At 37.6% G+C, this 19,165-nt stretch carries 23 protein-coding genes and 1 pseudogene; 5 read left to right on the top strand and 19 right to left on the bottom strand.

The genetic code is table 11. The annotated features are described in order from the left end of the window. Positions 1–20: 20 nt before the first annotated feature. On the top strand, positions 21–1,109 hold the full coding sequence (locus tag ACLLO5_RS22785) for a hypothetical protein (protein WP_413172781.1): 1,089 nt from the start codon (positions 21–23) through the stop codon (positions 1,107–1,109). 65 nt (positions 1,110–1,174) lie between these two features. Here ACLLO5_RS22785 and ACLLO5_RS22780 read toward each other — a convergent pair whose 3' ends face one another. The 3 genes and pseudogenes from ACLLO5_RS22780 to ACLLO5_RS22770 all read right to left on the bottom strand — a co-directional run. After that, positions 1,175–1,357 (bottom strand): hypothetical protein, encoded by a 183-nt coding sequence (locus ACLLO5_RS22780; protein ID WP_413172780.1) that lies wholly within the window; start codon positions 1,355–1,357, stop codon positions 1,175–1,177. Between the two features lie 200 nt (positions 1,358–1,557). Further along, complete coding sequence (locus ACLLO5_RS22775; RefSeq protein ID WP_413172779.1) at positions 1,558–2,280, bottom strand: cytochrome b/b6 domain-containing protein; 723 nt, start codon at positions 2,278–2,280, stop codon at positions 1,558–1,560. 231 nt (positions 2,281–2,511) lie between these two features. Then, positions 2,512–2,664: pseudogene (locus ACLLO5_RS22770) on the bottom strand (Uma2 family endonuclease); the annotation flags it as partial. 164 nt (positions 2,665–2,828) lie between these two features. Between ACLLO5_RS22770 and ACLLO5_RS22765 the strand changes: the two are divergent. The 3 genes from ACLLO5_RS22765 (at position 2,829) to tatC (ending at position 5,097) form a co-directional block, all read left to right on the top strand. After that, complete coding sequence (locus ACLLO5_RS22765) at positions 2,829–3,662, top strand: DNA adenine methylase (protein ID WP_413172778.1); 834 nt, start codon at positions 2,829–2,831, stop codon at positions 3,660–3,662. A gap of 481 nt (positions 3,663–4,143) precedes the next feature. Then, positions 4,144–4,269, top strand: a complete 126-nt coding sequence (locus tag ACLLO5_RS22760) for a hypothetical protein (RefSeq protein ID WP_413172777.1) — start codon at positions 4,144–4,146, stop codon at positions 4,267–4,269. 33 nt (positions 4,270–4,302) lie between these two features. After that, positions 4,303–5,097, top strand: a complete 795-nt coding sequence (gene tatC / locus ACLLO5_RS22755) for a twin-arginine translocase subunit TatC (RefSeq protein ID WP_413172776.1) — start codon at positions 4,303–4,305, stop codon at positions 5,095–5,097. Positions 5,098–5,586: 489 nt separating this feature from the next. Here the strand turns inward: tatC and arsS are convergent, their stop codons facing one another. The 7 genes from arsS to ACLLO5_RS22720 all read right to left on the bottom strand — a co-directional run bounded on the left by arsS (position 5,587) and on the right by ACLLO5_RS22720 (position 11,949). After that, complete coding sequence (arsS, locus tag ACLLO5_RS22750) at positions 5,587–6,573, bottom strand: arsenosugar biosynthesis radical SAM (seleno)protein ArsS (RefSeq protein WP_413176162.1); 987 nt, start codon at positions 6,571–6,573, stop codon at positions 5,587–5,589. Positions 6,574–6,740: 167 nt separating this feature from the next. Beyond that, positions 6,741–6,887 carry a hypothetical protein gene (locus ACLLO5_RS22745; RefSeq protein ID WP_413172775.1) on the bottom strand — a complete coding sequence of 49 codons (147 nt, stop codon included), beginning with the start codon at positions 6,885–6,887 and terminating at the stop codon, positions 6,741–6,743. Then, positions 6,878–7,846 carry an arsenosugar biosynthesis arsenite methyltransferase ArsM gene (gene arsM / locus ACLLO5_RS22740; protein ID WP_413172774.1) on the bottom strand — a complete coding sequence of 323 codons (969 nt, stop codon included), beginning with the start codon at positions 7,844–7,846 and terminating at the stop codon, positions 6,878–6,880. Before arsM ends, ACLLO5_RS22745 begins: the two co-directional genes overlap by 10 nt. A gap of 95 nt (positions 7,847–7,941) precedes the next feature. Continuing rightward, positions 7,942–8,616, bottom strand: a complete 675-nt coding sequence (locus tag ACLLO5_RS22735; protein ID WP_413172773.1) for a response regulator transcription factor — start codon at positions 8,614–8,616, stop codon at positions 7,942–7,944. A 158-nt stretch (positions 8,617–8,774) separates the two neighbouring features. Continuing rightward, complete coding sequence (locus ACLLO5_RS22730) at positions 8,775–10,214, bottom strand: sensor histidine kinase (RefSeq protein WP_413172772.1); 1,440 nt, start codon at positions 10,212–10,214, stop codon at positions 8,775–8,777. A gap of 277 nt (positions 10,215–10,491) precedes the next feature. Then, complete coding sequence (locus ACLLO5_RS22725) at positions 10,492–10,947, bottom strand: DM13 domain-containing protein (protein WP_413172771.1); 456 nt, start codon at positions 10,945–10,947, stop codon at positions 10,492–10,494. A gap of 198 nt (positions 10,948–11,145) precedes the next feature. Continuing rightward, positions 11,146–11,949 (bottom strand): GNAT family N-acetyltransferase, encoded by an 804-nt coding sequence (locus ACLLO5_RS22720; protein ID WP_413172770.1) that lies wholly within the window; start codon positions 11,947–11,949, stop codon positions 11,146–11,148. Positions 11,950–12,038: 89 nt separating this feature from the next. Here ACLLO5_RS22720 and ACLLO5_RS22715 point away from each other — a divergent pair, with 89 nt between their 5' ends. Next, complete coding sequence (locus ACLLO5_RS22715; protein ID WP_413172769.1) at positions 12,039–12,239, top strand: hypothetical protein; 201 nt, start codon at positions 12,039–12,041, stop codon at positions 12,237–12,239. Positions 12,240–12,374: 135 nt separating this feature from the next. Here the strand turns inward: ACLLO5_RS22715 and ACLLO5_RS22710 are convergent, their stop codons facing one another. The 9 genes from ACLLO5_RS22710 to ACLLO5_RS22670 form a co-directional block, all read right to left on the bottom strand. Continuing rightward, a complete protein-coding gene (locus ACLLO5_RS22710) occupies positions 12,375–13,295 on the bottom strand; it encodes an NAD(+) kinase (RefSeq protein ID WP_413172768.1) in 921 nt (306 codons plus the stop codon). Between the two features lie 6 nt (positions 13,296–13,301). Continuing rightward, complete coding sequence (gene nuoK / locus ACLLO5_RS22705) at positions 13,302–13,607, bottom strand: NADH-quinone oxidoreductase subunit NuoK (protein WP_006199065.1); 306 nt, start codon at positions 13,605–13,607, stop codon at positions 13,302–13,304. A 93-nt stretch (positions 13,608–13,700) separates the two neighbouring features. Beyond that, complete coding sequence (locus ACLLO5_RS22700; RefSeq protein ID WP_413172767.1) at positions 13,701–14,312, bottom strand: NADH-quinone oxidoreductase subunit J; 612 nt, start codon at positions 14,310–14,312, stop codon at positions 13,701–13,703. Positions 14,313–14,420: 108 nt separating this feature from the next. Continuing rightward, positions 14,421–15,005 carry an NAD(P)H-quinone oxidoreductase subunit I gene (gene ndhI, locus ACLLO5_RS22695; RefSeq protein ID WP_413172766.1) on the bottom strand — a complete coding sequence of 195 codons (585 nt, stop codon included), beginning with the start codon at positions 15,003–15,005 and terminating at the stop codon, positions 14,421–14,423. Positions 15,006–15,093: 88 nt separating this feature from the next. Further along, positions 15,094–16,212 (bottom strand): NADH-quinone oxidoreductase subunit NuoH, encoded by a 1,119-nt coding sequence (nuoH, locus tag ACLLO5_RS22690; RefSeq protein WP_413172765.1) that lies wholly within the window; start codon positions 16,210–16,212, stop codon positions 15,094–15,096. A gap of 530 nt (positions 16,213–16,742) precedes the next feature. After that, positions 16,743–17,879, bottom strand: a complete 1,137-nt coding sequence (locus ACLLO5_RS22685) for a citrate synthase (protein ID WP_413172764.1) — start codon at positions 17,877–17,879, stop codon at positions 16,743–16,745. A 112-nt stretch (positions 17,880–17,991) separates the two neighbouring features. Next, entirely contained in the window at positions 17,992–18,486 is a 495-nt protein-coding gene (gene sixA, locus ACLLO5_RS22680; protein WP_413172762.1) for a phosphohistidine phosphatase SixA, read from the bottom strand. 45 nt (positions 18,487–18,531) lie between these two features. After that, positions 18,532–18,921 (bottom strand): type II toxin-antitoxin system VapC family toxin, encoded by a 390-nt coding sequence (locus ACLLO5_RS22675; RefSeq protein WP_413172761.1) that lies wholly within the window; start codon positions 18,919–18,921, stop codon positions 18,532–18,534. Further along, positions 18,914–19,159 carry a hypothetical protein gene (locus ACLLO5_RS22670; RefSeq protein ID WP_413172760.1) on the bottom strand — a complete coding sequence of 82 codons (246 nt, stop codon included), beginning with the start codon at positions 19,157–19,159 and terminating at the stop codon, positions 18,914–18,916. Before ACLLO5_RS22670 ends, ACLLO5_RS22675 begins: the two co-directional genes overlap by 8 nt. Between the last annotated feature and the right edge of the window lie 6 nt (positions 19,160–19,165).

Genomic DNA, 19,165 nt, shown 5'->3' with positions numbered 1-19,165 from the left:
CTCTCTTTCCTCTCCCCATCATGCAGCATTTACAAAAACTATTAGCAACAGAAAACTCCCAACTATCTCAAATATTACGATTTAGTTTGTACGGACTAGAAGCAACATTAAATCAAGCTCAAATAGAATACCCACAAGACCCAGGAAACCAGTTATGTGAACAGGTACTGGAAGAACTTAACACACTTTTAAATCATACACCAGTTACATCAATTGATATTGATGATGAACCTAAATTAATTCAATTACGTGATACGTTTAATTCTGATTTAGAATTAAATTTTTATTTAGGAGATACACCTCTTCAAAGTCAAAATGATAATGATTTATGGAATGAAATTCACCGTAAATTGTTGCGTGTTCCTGAAGATTTAGCAACATCTTGGCGAAAACGGGCTTTAGACATGGTGCAAAAAGTTGGTGCAACTGAAGATTATGTTAATCTTTATCACTTGCCATTTATCCGTGATGAAATCATCTACCCTGGACTAAATGGTGCTGTCCAAGCTAGAGGTTTATGTTTATCCAAAAAAGCCTTTTTAAAATCAGATATTGCTCAGATATATAATTCGGAATATGTGCATTTACTAGCAGGTTTTATGCTTTTATATATCAAACTAATTGAAATAGAACCTGATTTACATCATGCCTTAAAGAGTGTGTTTAGCTTTGATGTGGTTTCGTTAGATTCCCAGCCGGAACAGTGCCATCTCTATATTGAAGCATTGAGCGATCGCTTGCAACGAATTCAAAAATATGAAGAAAACACTGACCCCATCTTAAATCTACGTGCTTGGATTGACATGGATGAAGCCATACATTCCCTAGTATTTGTTCCCCCAGCCGAACGTTATTCCTGGTGGGGAAAACTACAACAAGAATCACGACGTATACTCAAAAAAGTAGCTGATAAAGCTATTCAAGCAGGACATGACGTAAAAATTAGACAACTATCAGGACTCTATGCTGATATTTGCGCTTATTCAAAAGATGACCTCCAACTAGACTGCGGAGGGACACCAGGAGAAGTTTTAACTTGTTTGCGATTATACACGAAAATTAATCAAGAACAAAGTCCAGGAAGAGTGATATTTCGATCTTTACGGTAAACAAGGAAGACGTTCCCAAATTACCGCCTTCCTTATCTTTAATATTTTACCTATTTAATACCCATTTACTGCATACGGGGACTGCTTGGACTTTGAGTAGGTTTAGGTTTAGGTGGAGAATTTTGTTGAGCTAATTGTTGAGATAATAAAGTTTGGGGTGCGTTAATAGCTAGAGAATCCTTGGGGATTGTAAAAATAGCAGCAGTACCCAAAAATGCAGCTAAACTAACGAGTGCTAAATTCCTCATATTTTTATCCTTTTCAAGACCGATACCACCCTATTTTGATCAATCCTCAAATTCTGGATATCTTGCTATAGTTAGTCTTACTTATGTCACTCTAGGTAGAAAAACTCATCTACAAAAACTGCAAAATCTGTTGTTTAAGTAAGATGTAAAAATGAAGATTTGCGATATTACAATATCTATTTTTACCCTATTTCTGAGGATTATTCACCAGAAAAAAACAATGGTAAAACAAATGCAGCTATCACACCACCCAATACAACTACCTCAATAATTTTTAAGATTAAACTACCCTGGACAAACTGATTAATTCCCACCTGCAAATGATTGGGAAAATTACTAAACCAACCACGCAAACGACTAAACCAATTTATAGGACTATCTTCATGGCGAAATTTCCATGACAACATTGATAATAACAACGGCGCACCACCCACCTTAGCAGACATCAAAATATGAACTGCTAAACAGCAAATCATAATCACCCAAGCTGTCAGGTGAAAATAATACCAAACATGATCCAGTTCACCTATCGGTAGCCATTCTTCCTTCATCATTCTGCCAGATATCACCGCCAAAACCGCAGCGATAAGCATCAAAGTATTTGCTAAACGTTGCAAACTTACCCACCAAATTGGTTTTCCAACTTGTGAGAGTTTTTGTAAAGAATCTGGTTGTAATAAACGCTTTTCACCAGCATGAAAACTATAAAGAGCAAAAGCTGGTAATAATAGTAAAAAGAATAGCCCTACAGTACCGTGAATATCCTGAATCGGATCAATTTTAGGAATTGGAATTTTGCCAAATCTTTTATCAAAAGTGTTGTAAACTAAGAAACCGCTAATAATTGCCGCAATTACTAAAATTCCACTGACACCATGTAGAATTCGCAATAACAAAGGTTGATAGGGTGCTGAACGATTCATAAAAAGTTTTGGTTGTTTAGTGATAGTTTCGGAAATTTAAAAAGGATCAAGAAAATCTAAAACTTTGCTGATTCATCTTTATCTGGATTTAATGCTAAGGATTGAAAATACACAATTACAGAAGATTCGAGAGAAGTACAAATATGAATAATGAAAATATTGTAGTGCGGACATTTTGCCCTCTAGGGGTGTATCTCATTCAAATAACATACGTTATATCTTTACTCTATTATTATGATTTGTTGTTCCACCAATCATTGGTATAATTTCTCCATTTCTATATTCATTTTTACCATCAGCTTTTTCTTCAAGTTCTAAATATTCTTCTGGGGTATAGTAGGCTGTAACTGTTTTGATTGCTTGGATAGTAGTTTGTAGTTTCATATGTTTATATGTCTCAATCACAATTTATACTTGCTTCGATAGGTAATAGAGAATGATTACTCTTTCTAAACCGTATTTAGCACTTGCAATATCTAGAATCTTTTAGGTGTTATCTTTAACGATAACATATTATAAATAAACGGCAATTTCAATCTATAATTCTTATGATTAAAAGCCCTCTCCGTTATCCTGGTGGTAAATCAAGAGCCATTAAAAAAATCTCTGCATATTTACCAGAAAGCTTTACAGAATTTAGAGAACCTTTTGTTGGTGGTGGTTCTGTCTTTATTTACTTAAAACAAAAATTTCCTCAATTAAACATTTGGATTAACGATTTAAACCGGGAATTATTTCTGTTTTGGTATTTCGCTCAATCTGATTTATCTAAATTAGTGTCTGAAGTTCGTCATATCAAAGAAAATTATAAAGACGGCAGATTACTATTTTCCGAGCTAACAAGTGTCGATGTCAATACTTTATCCGATTTAGAAAGAGCAGTCCGCTTTTTTGTTCTCAATAGAATCACTTTTTCAGGAACTGTAGAATCAGGTGGATTTTCTCTAGAAGCTTTTCATCAACGCTTCACTCATTCATCAATAGACCGATTAGAAAAATTAGAAAATATTTTAACACCAGATATCAAAATTACCAATTTAGATTATAGTCAACTCTTAAATGGAAATGAAGAAAATGTATTCATATTTTTAGATCCTCCCTATGTTAAAGCTGAAAAATCTAAATTATATGGAAAAAGAGGAGATTTACATACTGGGTTTGATCATATAAAATTAGCCGAAGCTTTGAAGAAATGCTCTCATAAATGGTTAATTACTTATGATGATTCACCACAGAATCACGAAAATTTTACATGGACAAATATTAACGAATGGGAATTACAGTATGGAATGAATAACTATAAACAAAAAAAAGCTGATATTGGTAAAGAATTATTTATTAGTAATTATCAAGTTAGCTTGAATCAAGAAAATAGAGTTTAATTTTTTATCTTACTCATCAGGCTTTACAGTTACCTGAACGCAAGCAGTCTTCTGTTTGGTCATCTCTGGCGCAGATACGTTTCAAATCTGGCAAAAAATTAGCATTATTTACCAAGGTACTATGAGTAATTATCATAGGGAATGTATACTGTGATGCCAACAAAATACTAATAATTAGACCTAAAGTGGAATTAGAAATATACACTGGTAATATTATTAATCCCATATAAATTTTCTTATTCATAAATCCTCTGTTTCGATTAATAATAGTGTTGTCAGAAACATCATTTTTAAATGTGATGATTTGTTAGCATTAGTTATTAAAATACTAACTAGTTACTAACCCCCAGACGTGATTGAAAAACCAATAGTTCCGTACTGGTGTATAATATTCTTCTGACAGGAGTTGGCAAAGAAGGAAAGGGATAAGGGACTAAAATTTTCAGTTAGCTTTTTCTCAACTCCGATAAAAGTTATTTTGATGACAACTTTAATCAGTATTAATCCCAACATCGCTTCTTACTTACTTATGCAGACGCAGCGCCACACAACCGGAAAAATCCCCCAAACTGGAAAAACCTCTATTGCTAGTCGCGCTCCCAGATAAAATAGTTAAGGAATGTAGCCTATTAATTGACTCATGACCCCTTCACCAGACTTAGATACTATCAATTCTCCTGATACGGACATGAATGCATACAGTAATTCTGAGGCTAATCCTCTAGATGAATTACCAGATGAGGTGGAAATGTCATTTTTTGACCATCTGGAAGAATTGCGGCGACGGATTTTTTATTCTCTAATTGCTGTTGCTTTGGGTGTAGTTGGCTGTTTTATCGTTGTTAAACCCTTGGTACAGCTACTGGAAATCCCTGCCCATGGTATCAAATTTCTACAACTTGCACCCGGAGAATATTTCTTCGTCTCTATCAAAGTTGCTGGTTACAGTGGTTTGGTGCTTGCTAGTCCCTTCATTCTTTACCAAATTATCCAGTTCGTGCTTCCTGGACTAACACGCCGTGAACGTCGTTTGTTAGGGCCTGTGGTTTTGGGATCGAGTGTATTATTTGTGGGTGGATTAGTTTTTGCTTATTCTCTACTTATTCCCGCAGCTTTGCAATTTTTCATCAGTTACGGTGCAGATGTCGTAGAACAATTATGGTCAATTGAAAAATATTTTGAATTTGTGTTATTGCTGTTATTTACAACAGGATTAGCATTTCAAATTCCGATTATCCAATTATTGCTAGGTAATTTAGGTATTGTTTCTTCTACACAAATGCTGGCTGGTTGGCGGTTTGTAATTATGTCCGCAGTTGTGTTGGGAGCTATACTTACACCTTCTACTGATCCTCTTACTCAAAGTCTTTTAGCTGGAGCAGTTTTAGGTCTTTATTTTGGTGGTATTGGTTTAGTTAAACTCACGGGAAAATAAAAAAACCGCGAACCATTAGGTTTCACGGCTTTCGGTATGGTGTGAGGAGCTTAACTAACTATCATCATAGACTAACTATTTTGACCTTGACGACTTGTATCAGTTTTGGTAACAAAATTTTTAAGAATTAGCATCGAGGAGTAAAACTTGCTTAATACTTGATAGCACTGTGTGGCGTAAGCCATTTTTTGATTTTTATGACTAATAAAAAAATAAAAACCGTGGAGATTTCAATCAATCCACGGCCTTTGGTGTGGTGTGAGGAGACTTAACTAACTGACTATCATCATAAGGCATATAACTATTGATGACTCAATTGCCACAACTTTCGTTACATCATTTTTGTTTGATGACATACAGCCGGGAAGAGGTATGGCTTTGTTTTTAAGTTTTGTACCTCATTTATCACAAGAAAATCGCCGAAAGGCACGGAAGCCACTTGGCTTTAGAGAGTGGAGTAAGTGCCAACCTATATCAACTTTAGAAAAGTTACACCAAGGCACCACCACAGCTAGAACCACATCCAGCGGTACAACCATAGCAATAGTCTGCGGTTTGGACTTGATTGATTATATCCAGACTTCCAGCATCTAATAATTTCCTGATTTTCAAGTTATTACCACGATGATCTTTTGCAGGTAAATTCATCATTTGGTTAAAGTCACAATCATAGATATTTCCTAAATAGTCTACTGAAAGTTGATTAAGACACATTAAGTTTTCAACAGTATCAGGATTGAATTGCAATTCTAAAAATTGCACATAGCTGGAGTAAAGCTGTTTCCGTTCTAAATGTAATTTTGTTCTGCCGATAGGTAGGTTAGTAATGGTGAATAGGTTATTAAACACAATGTCAAAATGTTCTCGTAAGAACATTTTATAAGCTAGTTCTAAGTTTGTCTGTTCGGGAGTTAAAGAAAAATTTTCACTGTTGGGTAGTTGGGGATTGTAAACCAAATCTAAAATTAAATTGGGATTTTTCCCATAACCAACTTGATTTAGCCATTGTAAGGCTTTAATCGAATCATCAAATACTCCATTACCCCGCATTTTATCTACATTATCTGCTAGGTAACAGGGTAGAGAGGCTACAATTCTGATTTGGTTTTGAGCAAAAAATTCTGGTAAATCACCAAATCCTTCCACAAAATAAATGGTTAAGTTTGTCCTGATAATTACTTCTTTACCTGCTCCTTTTGCGGCTTCTACCAATGGCTTAAACCCAAAGTTCATTTCTGGTGCGCCACCTGTTAAATCGACGATTTTAATTTCTGGGAATTTATAGATTAGTTCAATTAATTCTAGACAAGTTGCTAGGGAAAGTTCTTCTGTCCTTTTAGGACTTGCTTCTACATGACAATGATTACAAGCTAGGTTACAACGTTTACCTAGATTAATTTGTAAAACATTTATTTCTTTTTTGGTTAACGGTGAGGTTAGTTTAGTTTGAAAAGGTGTAATTCCTGTTGGCACGATAATTTATACCTTAATCAACTTGATTCGGTTGGTATTTTTGATTTTTAACCAATTTTGGGGGTTTAAGAGGATGCTTTAAATGTCTATAAAAGGTATAGTTTGTCATTTTGAAAGTCACGAATTGCTGTTAAGAATCTCGATTTTGTGTTAAATTTTGAGATGCTTAACTATGCGATCGCTCTATTCTGCTCCTCTAACTCCCCCTGTAACTCACAAGCAGCAAGTTCTATGGCGGGTTTTTCACGTCCGTTATAAAACTTAATGATGATAGTGTAGCGTGTGCTAGGCACAATTGCTAATGATTCTAACAGCACCCACCACCGTCATAATACCAAGTGGAATCTGTCACCATGATTTCTGTAGGTTTTAAAGCTGCTAGTTTCGCTGCTGTTTTATCACATACGGCTGCTGGTATACCACGTTGTAAAATATGTCCTGCTGCGTCATCAAAAAATGGTTGTGTCCCTGCATAAATAGCTGTTTTGCCTGTGAAAATACAAGCTCCATCTTCGGGAATATCAACTTTGAAAGAAACGGAATCAAGACTTTCTAACAGTATATTTTCTTCCAGGTTATAAGTTTGTTTATCTAATAATCTATAAGGGCGACGGGCGCGAATTTCAATTTGTCCAAAGCCAGCATTTATAATTAATTGGGTATATTCTTGATAAGTAAGTGCGCCTGATAAACATAAGGCGCGTAGTCTTTCATCTTGTTGTAAATGTTTGGGAATAGAACGAGTAGTAATGGGGTCACTCATTTGCAATCTTCCACCTGGTTTTAATACTCGATATGCTTCTTTTAAGGCACGAGTTAAATCTGCTGGTTCAAAAATGTTGAACAGACAATTTTGTGCTAATACATCTACTGAGGCATCTGTAACAGGTAAGTTAAATGCATCTCCTGCACAAATTTTGACAAAACTAGTGTCAAACCAAGGATTTTCTTGAGCAGCAATTTCTAAGTTACGTGCAGCGGCTTCGCGCATTGCTTCCACTGGTTCAATAGCAATTACAGCACCAGGACGACGAGAAAAATAAGCAAATTGTAATGCTTCTAAACCACCGCCAACACCAACATATAAAACAGTGGGTTGATTTGCTAGTTCGTTAGTATGAACCGTTGTCCCACAACCATAATTCATTTCCTGCATTGGTAAGGGAATTTTTAATCCTGGTAATTGCAGGGGTGTACTTTGGACACAACATAGTCCTATTTCTGGTGTTTGGGCAACTTCGCTGTAAAATTGGGCTACGGTTTCTAAATAAGTCATTGCTGCTATTTGGTATTAACTGTGTATAGATCAATTGTGCATATTAGTATAGTTAAGTATGGATTGAATGAGTTTTTCCTGAGAATTTCTTAAACTTAATCACGCAATACGTAACCAACACCACGGACGGTTTGGAGGAGACGCTTTTCATTGTTGGCTTCGAGTTTTAGGCGTAAGTAACGAATGTAAACTTCTATAACGTTGGAATCACCCATGAAGTCGTAACCCCAGACTTCTTCTAAAATGCGATCGCGTGTAATTACCTGTCGCGGATGGGTGAGTAAATAGTCCAGTAAATCAAATTCCTTAGCAGTCAACTCAACTAAACGCTCTCCTCGGTAGACTTCCCGCGTACTCCGATTTAAACTCAAATCATCAAAGATTAAGATATCTGCGCTATCGGTTTCTTTACTTCTGCGTAAATGAGCGCGGACTCTGGCTAATAATTCTTCCACACTGAATGGTTTAACTACGTAATCATCAGCACCAGCATCTAAACCAGCGACGCGATCGCTCACTTCATCTTTAGCAGTTAGTAAAATTATCGGTACTTTATCACCCGTAGTTCGCAAGCGACGACAAATTTCTAAACCTGAAACACCCGGTAGCATCCAATCTAAGATAATTAAATCTAGATTTAACTCCCGTGCTGCTGTCAGTGCAGTCAGTCCATCATAAGCTACGCTAACTTGATAGCCTTCATAACTCAATTCTAATTCTATAAATCGAGCCAATTTGACTTCATCTTCAACCAGTAAGATGTGTGTCATAAAAATATTTAGGATTTTAGCAGAGGATGGCCATATTAATACAAAAACAGACAAATTTTCGACACCAGTGCAGCATGGCGAAAACAACTATAGGAACCAGTTTGATTCCTGTCTCCCTTACGGGATGCGATCGCAGTAGCGTGTCGGAGGTAATCGGTTTACAGATTAACAGATAATGGTGATGCCGGTAAACTAATTGTAAATATACTTCCTTCCCCCAACCTAGAGCGTACACTCACATGACCACCCATACTTTCGACAAAAGTCTTAACAATTGACAATCCCAAACCACAACCACCAGTAGAAGAAGTACGTGCTTCATCTACACGGTAAAATCGCTCAAAAATTCGTGCTTGATGTTGCAAAGGAATACCATAACCTTGATCACAAACTTGAATAATCGCCTCTTCGCCTTGCAAATTTAACTTAATAAGTATAGGCGTATCTGCTGGGGAATACTTAACAGCATTATCAATCAAATTTATTAAAATCTGTTTTAAACGATTATAATCTATTCTCACCTCAATTCCCTGATTAATTGACTCAAGTTTTATTATTCTCTGGCTATACTTTTCAGCCATACCTACAACCTCTGCTACTAACTCATTTAGTAAACAGACATCCCATCGCAAATGTAAATAACCACTATCAGCCCTAGCCAAATCCAGTAAATCTTGTAAAAGTCTAATAGTCCTTTCCGTTTCCATAGACGCAGTTTCTAAAGCTTCTAGTTGCGCTGAATTTAAATTATTCTGTCTTCTCAAAACACTTTGCAAATAACCATTCACAATCGTCAAAGGTGTACGTAATTCGTGAGATACATTACTCACAAATTGTCGTTCCTGTTCCCAAGACTGGGACAGACGAGATAACATCATATTGAAAGTATTTGCTAATTCCTTAACTTCACTAGGTGCATTTTCTAGATATAATTCTGCCTCTCCTAAATCTGCTAGAGAAATAACAGCAGTCATTTGATTTAACTGACGTAATGGTTGCAGAGAAGCCTGGATATAGAATGCGATCGCCACACAAATAACTATAATAACCAAAACACTAGCAATCATCAAACTTCTCACCATCGCCATAAACATTATCTGTTCATTAGTCACTTCCTGCGCCACAAATAATTTATCCAAAACCTTACCTTTTACAGGTATAGCACCACCACATAAAACAAAATACCGTTCACGAATTTGTACTAATTCAGGTTTAACAGACATCTCAGTTAAAGACATCAACTCACTTACTGTTACATCTGATAGCAAATTCCAATTATTAGATTTAGCTATAATCTGATTATCACCATCTTTTACCCAAAGAAAAGTATCCGCATTTGTCAAATTATTAATTGCTTTATTCAAACTTATTTCTTCTGCCATCATTTCCTGATAAAGTTGCACATCACGCGGCAAACGTTCAGCAATTTGGCTAATATTATACTTATGACTATTAATTAAAATTTGCTGCATATTCCAACTTGTCAAACTAGCCAATCCACCTAATCCCAAAGCTGAAACCACAGCAATACCCATAATTAGGCGTAACCGTAAAGAAAAAAAATCAAATTTCTGCCAAATTTTGTGGATTTGTTTCACTTTAGTATTAAGAAGTTTGTGATTATAAAATTTCCGCAAAAAAATTCATAAACTTATAGTTACTGGCGAATTTTTGTAATTTCATGGGAATGAAAATCTAAAGATTCTTATTCCCACTCCAATGAGAGCCTATTTATAAATTAAATATTAACTAGGGTGTGTTAAAGCTATATAAGGATTTGGAAATTTGAGAGAGTGAGTATTAGCCGTAACGCACCCTACAATTTAATATTTACCTGATCAACCATCAAATGGCTTTTACTCCTAACTCCTGCAACTATTTAGGCAACTCCGCATAACCAAAACTAACATTAAATCGGCGACACCAGACAGCTACAGAACCAAAATTCGCCAACTTCACATTATTAGGTAAAGCATAACGTTGAGAACCACTAATCTTTTGTAAAGGAGCAATACGTACATAATCTTTCTCCTTAATACCATATTTTGGTGGTACATTACCACGATAGAGAATGACAAATAAATCAGGACCATTATCAGTTTTGAAACTTTTGTCAAACTCTAAATAGCTAATTCCATTTTCAGTAATAAAACTAACTTTCCCCTGAGTCCTGTGTTCCAAAGTCTTAAAGCTTTCAGATGCTGCTGCTGAACTAGCCACATTTGTTACCGACTGAGGCTGATTATTTATAGGAGTTGAGTTTACTTCCTTTGTACAGCCTAAGCTGAAAAAAGTCACCATACCAACAATAGCTAAAAGCTGGAATTTCATACTGGAACTACCTTAAAATTATCCTTAATGACAATTTAAAGTATAATTCCATCATTTAAATTAAATTAGCCTGAGAATTTGTTTAGAATTCGTTGAATATTTATTGATAAAAACAGAAATTAGCATCCTTAATGTGACAAAAACTAACAGATAAATGCAGCACAAAACATACTAAAAAGGTCACAAACTAAAGGATTGTTACTGCTCACCGATAAATTCTGAATTATTATCACTCGCATAATAGACTTTTGCAAAGTCAGCAATATTCGATAAAATTAAAAAATCAATAGTTTTAAACTGTCTGTCAATAGCTGGCAAACTACATATTTTAGCTCCAATACTCAAATAAGCTTGTAAAATCTTCGGAATTTCCACATTATATATATTAGGACAATCTTGATCAATTTCTACAGAGTATTCTGAATTTGGCTCAACTAAAATACTTGGATGCATCAAACCATGATGTTTAAAATAATGATAAGCACAAGTAGCTTGAACAGGACATTGTGTTAGTAATGATGCACAACCAAAAAAATATTGTTTTCCACTCCAAATCAAATAATTAGCTAATCCTTCCCAAAGTAACAAAAATGTATGAAGATTCCGATATTCTTTAGCTATACACGCACGTCCAACTTCTACAGATGACTGAAGTAAAAGATCGGGAATTTTATTGAGATTAAATATATCAGCAGAATCAAAACCTAAACCTTTGCCAGCCATTGTATAGCTTTGCATCCTGTATGTACCAATAGTTTTACCAGTATTTTTAGCAATAAGTATCAAGTGATGACAAATATCATCAAATTTATCTCGATCCATTTGTGTAACATTAGAACCAGAAAATCCCAAACCTAGTTCTAAATTAAAAACCTCAAAACGCAAACGGAAAACAGATTCTAATTCTTCCTCATTTGCAGCCAGTCGTACAATATAATTGTCATTTTGCAAAATGGGAAAATCAATGGGATGTAGTTGAGAAGAGATGATATGGTAATACATTTACATCTGTTTTCCTACTTATACAGCAAATGAGAGCAAAAATCACGGGACTAGTTCAAAAACCCTTTGAAGCTCTCTTTCCTATCCCTATGGCTCCTGCGTCGCCACGCAAGCTATCGGGACGCTACGCGAACGCTTTCTTTGCGTCCTTTGCAGTTTGTTTATTTCATGCCTTAGATAAGTTGTATGGTCAGATAAAAATAAACTTACACATTTGGGATGCTTCCAATGATTATGAAGCTGAAATTACTTTTATTATCGACATATTGAACAATAAAATCTGGCAATAAGATACAGATTTATCTAATTCACTCACAATTTAAATAGTAAATAGGGTGTGGAGAAAATTAACCCTCAAAAAACCCCCGAACATATCTACGGGGGCTGAAATAATTTTCCTTGCATTTGCAAACGCTAATAGCTAGTTAATTACGATGATTATTACTGTAGCGAACCCTTGTACCAGCCCAAAGTAACTTCTCCCGCAGCGTTTGATAATATGAATTATTCTCCCGCAAAACAATAAATTTAGCCCGACAATCAGCCATCCGCACATCAACACGATGCCCCGGCCAAATTGAAGTAGACAAAACCCCATCCATCCACAATTTTGTACTTAAATCATAATCACCCAGAGGCCAAATACTTACCACCGAACCAGGAGGTAAAATTAGAGGACGACTAGAAAGACTCATGGGACAAATGGGTGTAATAGTAATTGCCTCCATGCCATCATGCATAATTGGTCCACTGGCCGAAACAGTATAACCAGTAGAACCAGTGGGAGTAGAGACAATTAACCCATCTCCCACATACTGATCTACTACCTCACCATCAATTTCCATTTCCAGGATTGAGGTAATCATCCGGTCAGCAGAAGCGGGTTTCACACAAAACTCGTTCAAAGCGAGAAACTGTTCAGTCACCGGTTCTAGGTTTGTCCGATGACCCTCATATACAGCTGCTTGCAACATCATCCTTCGCTGGAGAGCATAACGATCTTCAAACAGCCGGTCCCAAACTTGTTCTGGATCTTGAAACTCATCCATTGACTCGGTTAAAAACCCCAAATGGCCTCCCACATTCACTCCCAGAATGGGGATACCAGCTGGGGCTAAATGCCTAGCACCGGTTAAAACAGTACCATCACCACCAAGTACCAAAGCTAAATCAATTGGTTGAGTTGAGGATGCTAAAAACACCGGATAGGGGTTATCTTTTGGTCCACTAGGCCCCACCAAAACTTGGCACTGAAGGTCTTCTAGTTGTTTAGCACAGAGTTCTGCCCAGCGTTTACTCTGGGAATCTCGCGCTTTATAAGCAATTATTACCTGCTTGAGTTGCACGCACTATTACCACTTCAGGAGATTGAACTGCTCCATATCGACGGTATCACGGTTGCGATAAATGGCCAGCACGATCGCTAACCCAACCGCCGCTTCAGCAGCTGCCACGGTAATCACAAAAACTGTGAAAACCTGACCCTTAATTAATGTTGAATCGAGAAAGTTGGAAAATGCCATTAAATTCAGATTAACAGCATTCAGCAACAACTCAATTGACATCAGTACCCGCACAGCATTACGGCTAGTAATTAAGCCATAGATGCCAATGCAAAATAAAGCTGCTGCTAGTAATAAAAAGTATTGGAGTTGCATAATTTGGTAATTGGTAATTGGTAATTGGTAATTGGTAATTGGTAATTGGGCATTGGTTGATCAACCTTCCCATCTCCCCATCTCCCCATCTTTTTATTCTTCAGTACCGCTACCAGTTGATACCAATTCTCTGGGGCGTTCTGGCAAGGTTAAGATTGTTTGTGGCATATCAGAAGAAGCTACTTCATCTGGTAAATACTCACGACGAGCCAAAATAATTGCTCCCACCATTGCCATCAGCAACAAAATAGAAGCCAATTCAAAGGGCAGCAAAAAGTCGGTGAAGAAATGTTCACCAATCACAACTATAGAACTTTCGCCAGCTACTGGCACAGAGGAATATGCCCAAGGCGTTGCCAGTACCATCGTACTTAAAAGGGCAAACAGTCCTATACTCACCACAGCTGTAATTATTTTCCGCAACCCAGCACTGGGTAAAGGTGAAAAATCCTGACGCTTGTTGACCAACATAATGGCAAACAAAATCAGCACGTTAATCGCACCCACATAAATCAGAATTTGTGCTGCTGCGACAAAATCACCATTTAGCAACAGGTACAGTCCAGCCATGCTGATGAATACACCACCTAGCAAAAATGCTGAATAAACGATGTTAGAAAACAGCACTACACCTAATGCTGCCCCAATCATCATTACACCTAATATGCCAAACGAAACAACTTGTACTCCTTCCGCTAGATTCACTTTTTTCGATCCTTTTGATGTTTGATAAATGCTGATTGGTGATTGGTAATTGGTAATTGGTAATTGGAAAAAACGATTTATTACCCATTACCTATTAGCTATTAGCTATTAGCCATTACCACTTTCCACCAAATCTTCTGGGAAAGAACCAGCACGGGGAGCATCTGCGGGTACACCGTGGGGTTCGAGTACGCCTTTAGGTAGGTAAACTAGTTCGCGCAAGGGAGTCACCATTGGATCGTCTGTTACCTTGTAAGGCAGTCGTCCTAATGCTACGCTGTCATAGTTAAGTTCATGGCGATCATAGGTAGCAAGTTCGTATTCTTCTGTCATGGATAGGCAATTAGTGGGGCAGTATTCTACGCAGTTACCACAGAAGATGCAAACTCCGAAATCAATACTGTAGTGTTTGAGTTTTTTCTTTTTGGTGGATTTGTCCATTTCCCAATCAACTACAGGGAGATTAATGGGACAAACACGCACACAAACTTCACAAGCGATGCATTTGTCAAATTCATAGTGAATCCTACCCCGAAACCGTTCCCCAGGAATCAATTTCTCGTATGGATACTGTACGGTAATAGGACGACGCTGCATGTGGTCAAAGGTGACAGATAAACCTTGCCCAATGTAACGCGCTGATTGTACTGCTTCTTTGGCGTAATCACCAACTTGTTTGAGGAACTTTAGCATTATTTGTGTCTCTCTTTAAGAATTTTGGATTTTGGATTTTGGATTTTAGATTTAAGATTCAATCCAAAACCTAAAATCTAAAATCTCCTTATCCACCGAAGGCGACGGGAAAAGCTAATTTTAGGGCTGCGGTTAATAGGAGATTAACCAAACCAACTGGTAGCAAGAACTTCCATCCTAAATCTAGTAATTGGTCAATTCTTACCCGTGGTACTGTCCAACGGATGAGGATGGCCAAAAATACTAGAAAATAGGCTTTTAGTACGGTCATTGTAATGCCTAAAGCGGCTGTTACTACTTGGAGTACAGGGTCAGTAGCACTCACTCCTAGCACTTTGCCGAGTAAATCAATAGGCACAGGAAAATGCCAACCACCCAAGTATAAAATTGCTACTAGCAAAGAAGAAAGGATCAGGTTAATGTAAGAACCCAGGTAAAATAAACCAAATTTCATGCCTGAGTATTCGGTTTGATACCCTGCTACTAGTTCTTCTTCTGCTTCGGGTAAGTCAAAGGGTAATCGTTCACATTCTGCTAAAGCGGCAATCCAAAAAATGAGGAAACCCAGTGGTTGTCGCCAAATGTTCCAACCTAAGATACCAAAATTAGATTGTTGATTGACGATATCAACTGTGCTAAGGCTATTAGACATCATTGCGATCGCTAACACACTCAACGCCAAGGGAATCTCATAACTAATTGACTGCGCTGCTGCCCGTAAACCACCCAACAGGGAGTATTTGTTATTGGATGCGTAGCCTGCCATTAACAAGCCAATGGGCTGAATGCTAGACAATGCAATCCATAAAAATACTCCCATCCCCACGTTGGTAATGACGATATTCTCCCCAAAAGGGACAATCAGAAACGATAAGAATACCGGAATCACCACAATTACTGGGCCAAGAGTAAAAAGCCAGCGATCTGCTTTTGCTGGGACGATATCTTCTTTAAAGATTAGCTTTAGACCATCTGCTACAGGCACTAACAACCCAAAAGGCCCTTGATATTCAGGGCCAATTCGTTGCTGTGCCGCAGCAGAAATTTTCCGTTCTAGCCAGGTCGCAACCAGTACGCCCACCGTTGCACCAATCAGCATCAGGATCATTGGTAATGGCATCCAAATCGCTTTGGCTGCCCCTGGTGGTATTCCTAAATCCCTGACAGATTGAATAAAAGTTCCTTGGAGGTCAATTCCTGCATTCATTTTTGCTACTCTTTAAATCGTCAAGTCATGGTGAATCACAACTAGTTGAGTTAATAACTGTCAATTCACTGGTTGATAATCTCTACCGAGATGATGCCTAATTGTAGATTTGTTGCCAATCCATGAGTTTAGTATATCCTTGGATGGTTTTCACCCCATGAACCAAGATGACAACTTCTGCTTATGGTTGGGATTAAGAAAGAAAAGGGTTTAGGGTATGGGGAGGATAGGGCGGATGAGGGAGATAGCGGGAGCAAATGTGAAATTTCTGCTTTTAACTCCCAATATTCCTGCCCAAATTGTCTGATTTTCCGGCACTGGTGGCTGTGATGACAGCACCAATTTTAAGATATCGAGTTGAGATATTTAAGTGCAAGCCCACTTCATCAGGCAGATGACACTTATCAATCTGTCCACTGTTGGATTTTAATCCCAAATCTCAAATCTAAAATTGGTTACTTGTCACCTAATTGCGGAAAAATTCCTCTTAACTCTCACCAATGGTGAAGAGTCAACTATTTTCCAGTTGGTTAACGCTTGTCCATGGGAGTGTAAGTGATTTCGTGACGACCGTTATAAACTTGGGTAGGACGGAAAATCCGGTTTTCTGCAAGTTGTTCTTTCCAGTGTGCTAACCAACCAGCCACACGAGCGATCGCAAAAACAGGTGTAAACAAATCCGTGGGAATTCCCATTTTTCTATACACCAAACCAGAGTAAAAGTCAACATTAGGATAAATTCCTTTGCTGCCAACTTTTTCTTCCATTACCCGTTCCACTTCCAAGGCAACTTCATAATACTTGTCGTAGCCAAACTTATCGAACAATTGCTCTGCCAATCGTTGTAAGATAGTTGCCCGTGGATCTTTTACCTTATATACACGGTGTCCAAACCCCATAATTTTCGCCTTCTTTTGCAGACGATCTTCTATGTAGGAACGGACATTATCCACACAGCCAATTTCTTCCAACATCTCAATCACTTCTTCGTTTGCACCACCATGCAGGGGACCGCCTAAAGTACCTACTGCACTGGCAACGACCGCATAGGGATCAGTTAAAGTGGAAGCTGTGACTCTCGCACTGAAGGTAGAAGCATTCATTGTATGCTCAACGTGCAGAATCAAACAGATGTCAAAAATCCTTGCTGCCAAAGGATCAGGTTCTTTCTCATTGAGCATATACAAGAAGTTAGCAGCGTAATCCAAATCATCCCTTGGCTTTACAGGGTCATTACCCTTCCGCATCAATTGAAAAGCCGCTACCATCGTGGGAATTGTCGCTACTAAACGTACCACTGCATCCCGAATATAGACAGGGTTATGTAAGTCACGACGAGAATAAAATAAACCCAAGGCAGCAGCAGAAGCTTGTAGCGCATCCATTGGATGTCCACTTTCGGGAAAGCATTTCATCATATCCCGAATGCGGTATTTGATCCGTCTGTGGGTACAAACTTCCACTTCAAAAGCCGCCAATTCTTCCTTGCTGGGCAATTCTCCCCAGATTAAGAGATAAGCAGTTTCCAAGAATGTACTTTTTTCTGCTAATTCTTCAATCCGAATGCCACGATACTCCAGTATTCCCTTTTGCCCATCTACATAACTAATACTCGATTGGGCTGCGGGAATGCCTTCTAAACCAGGCTTGTATTCGCACACCGTCATGGCTACACCGTTTGCTTTGTGAAATATCTGAACACGCTAACTTACCAGAGATTATTTTCACCATAACAGTTGCCGATTTAACAACAATTCTATGCGAAAGGTCGAAAAACTGTTATAGCAGGTACTTGGGTGGTGTCAACCAGAACATTTGACTACGACCCAAAGGAGAACCATCATCAGGTAGTTTTATTCCGATCATACCTGCTTTTTTCAGGACGAGGCGCTCTTTTGCTTCCCCCCACAGGAGAATTTCTGCCCAACTGCTCAAACAAGGCTCATGTCCTACTAATGCTATGGTAGTTTGTTGAGTATAATTTCTTATTTCTAACCAGTCTTTTAACCAGCTATTAATATCGCCTTCAAAGCTGAGATAGTGAGATATTTCTAATTGAGAACTGAGTCCGGCTGCTATAAGTATTTCTGCTGTTTGTTGGGCGCGGACTAAGGGACTGGTGAGAATTAAATCAAAGTGTAAATCTAGTTTTAATAATCTTTGGGCTACTTTTTCGGTTTTTTGTCTTCCTTCTTTGGTCAGTTGACGTTCTTCATCTTTTAGCCCTGGTTGATGTTCTTGGGCGATGCCATGACGAATTAAATATAGTTCCATATTCTTATTGTTGAGTATTCAAATATAAGTTAGGTTTTATCAAATTTATGGATATGGTAATAGGTTTAAATTTTGAATAAACCTATAATCTCGTTGGTTTTTAGTAACAAATGGATAATTCCCCGCTATTGCTGTTGCTGCAATTAGACCATCAGCAATTAATAAACCATGACTGAGCCGATAAGACCGCAATAAATCAACAGCTTTGTCTGAAATAGCTTCATCAAGCTTAATGATATAAAATTGTTTGAGGAATTTTTCTAATGTCTGTAGTTCTGCTTTGTTAGCACAACCAATCATTAGTTCCATTTGTGTGACTATACTAATTGCCAAGCTAGAATTTGCTTTCAAATTTTGTAAACAGTTTACTGCTTCGATAACACCGCGACCAACATCAATGATGATATCAGTATCAACAATAGTTGAGTTATTCATGAGAATTTGACCACTCATTTTTTCTCACACCACGTACCCAAGTATTGCTATCTGTTAAATCTTGACGTTCACTCCAAATACCGATAAATCCATCATTTATCAAATCAACATCTAGTGACTGAGTAGGAGGTTCAATCCTTGTATATTTTTGCCGTAAAAAAGCAATAAAATCTATCACTTGACGCTGTGCTTCAGCGGGAAGAGATGAAAATTCATTTAACAATTCTTGTTGTGTCATTTTTAT

This window comes from Anabaena azotica SJ-1 (genome assembly GCF_047275885.1).
GTDB lineage: Bacteria > Cyanobacteriota > Cyanobacteriia > Cyanobacteriales > Nostocaceae > Trichormus_B > Trichormus_B azotica_A.
This window is presented reverse-complemented; position numbering and strand designations above follow the sequence as displayed.

Coding starts and splice junctions, on each gene's coding strand:
- ACLLO5_RS22785 (WP_413172781.1), top strand. CDS start 21: ATGCAGCATTTACAAAAACTATTAGCAACAGAAAACTCCCAACTATCT.
- ACLLO5_RS22780 (WP_413172780.1), bottom strand. CDS start 1,357: ATGAGGAATTTAGCACTCGTTAGTTTAGCTGCATTTTTGGGTACTGCT.
- ACLLO5_RS22775 (WP_413172779.1), bottom strand. CDS start 2,280: ATGAATCGTTCAGCACCCTATCAACCTTTGTTATTGCGAATTCTACAT.
- ACLLO5_RS22765 (WP_413172778.1), top strand. CDS start 2,829: ATGATTAAAAGCCCTCTCCGTTATCCTGGTGGTAAATCAAGAGCCATT.
- ACLLO5_RS22760 (WP_413172777.1), top strand. CDS start 4,144: ATGACAACTTTAATCAGTATTAATCCCAACATCGCTTCTTACTTACTT.
- tatC (WP_413172776.1), top strand. CDS start 4,303: ATGACCCCTTCACCAGACTTAGATACTATCAATTCTCCTGATACGGAC.
- arsM (WP_413172774.1), bottom strand. CDS start 7,846: ATGACTTATTTAGAAACCGTAGCCCAATTTTACAGCGAAGTTGCCCAA.
- ACLLO5_RS22735 (WP_413172773.1), bottom strand. CDS start 8,616: ATGACACACATCTTACTGGTTGAAGATGAAGTCAAATTGGCTCGATTT.
- ACLLO5_RS22725 (WP_413172771.1), bottom strand. CDS start 10,947: ATGAAATTCCAGCTTTTAGCTATTGTTGGTATGGTGACTTTTTTCAGC.
- ACLLO5_RS22720 (WP_413172770.1), bottom strand. CDS start 11,949: ATGTATTACCATATCATCTCTTCTCAACTACATCCCATTGATTTTCCC.
- ACLLO5_RS22715 (WP_413172769.1), top strand. CDS start 12,039: ATGGCTCCTGCGTCGCCACGCAAGCTATCGGGACGCTACGCGAACGCT.
- nuoK (WP_006199065.1), bottom strand. CDS start 13,607: ATGCAACTCCAATACTTTTTATTACTAGCAGCAGCTTTATTTTGCATT.
- ndhI (WP_413172766.1), bottom strand. CDS start 15,005: ATGCTAAAGTTCCTCAAACAAGTTGGTGATTACGCCAAAGAAGCAGTA.
- nuoH (WP_413172765.1), bottom strand. CDS start 16,212: ATGAATGCAGGAATTGACCTCCAAGGAACTTTTATTCAATCTGTCAGG.
- ACLLO5_RS22685 (WP_413172764.1), bottom strand. CDS start 17,879: ATGACGGTGTGCGAATACAAGCCTGGTTTAGAAGGCATTCCCGCAGCC.
- sixA (WP_413172762.1), bottom strand. CDS start 18,486: ATGGAACTATATTTAATTCGTCATGGCATCGCCCAAGAACATCAACCA.
- ACLLO5_RS22675 (WP_413172761.1), bottom strand. CDS start 18,921: ATGAATAACTCAACTATTGTTGATACTGATATCATCATTGATGTTGGT.
- ACLLO5_RS22670 (WP_413172760.1), bottom strand. CDS start 19,159: ATGACACAACAAGAATTGTTAAATGAATTTTCATCTCTTCCCGCTGAA.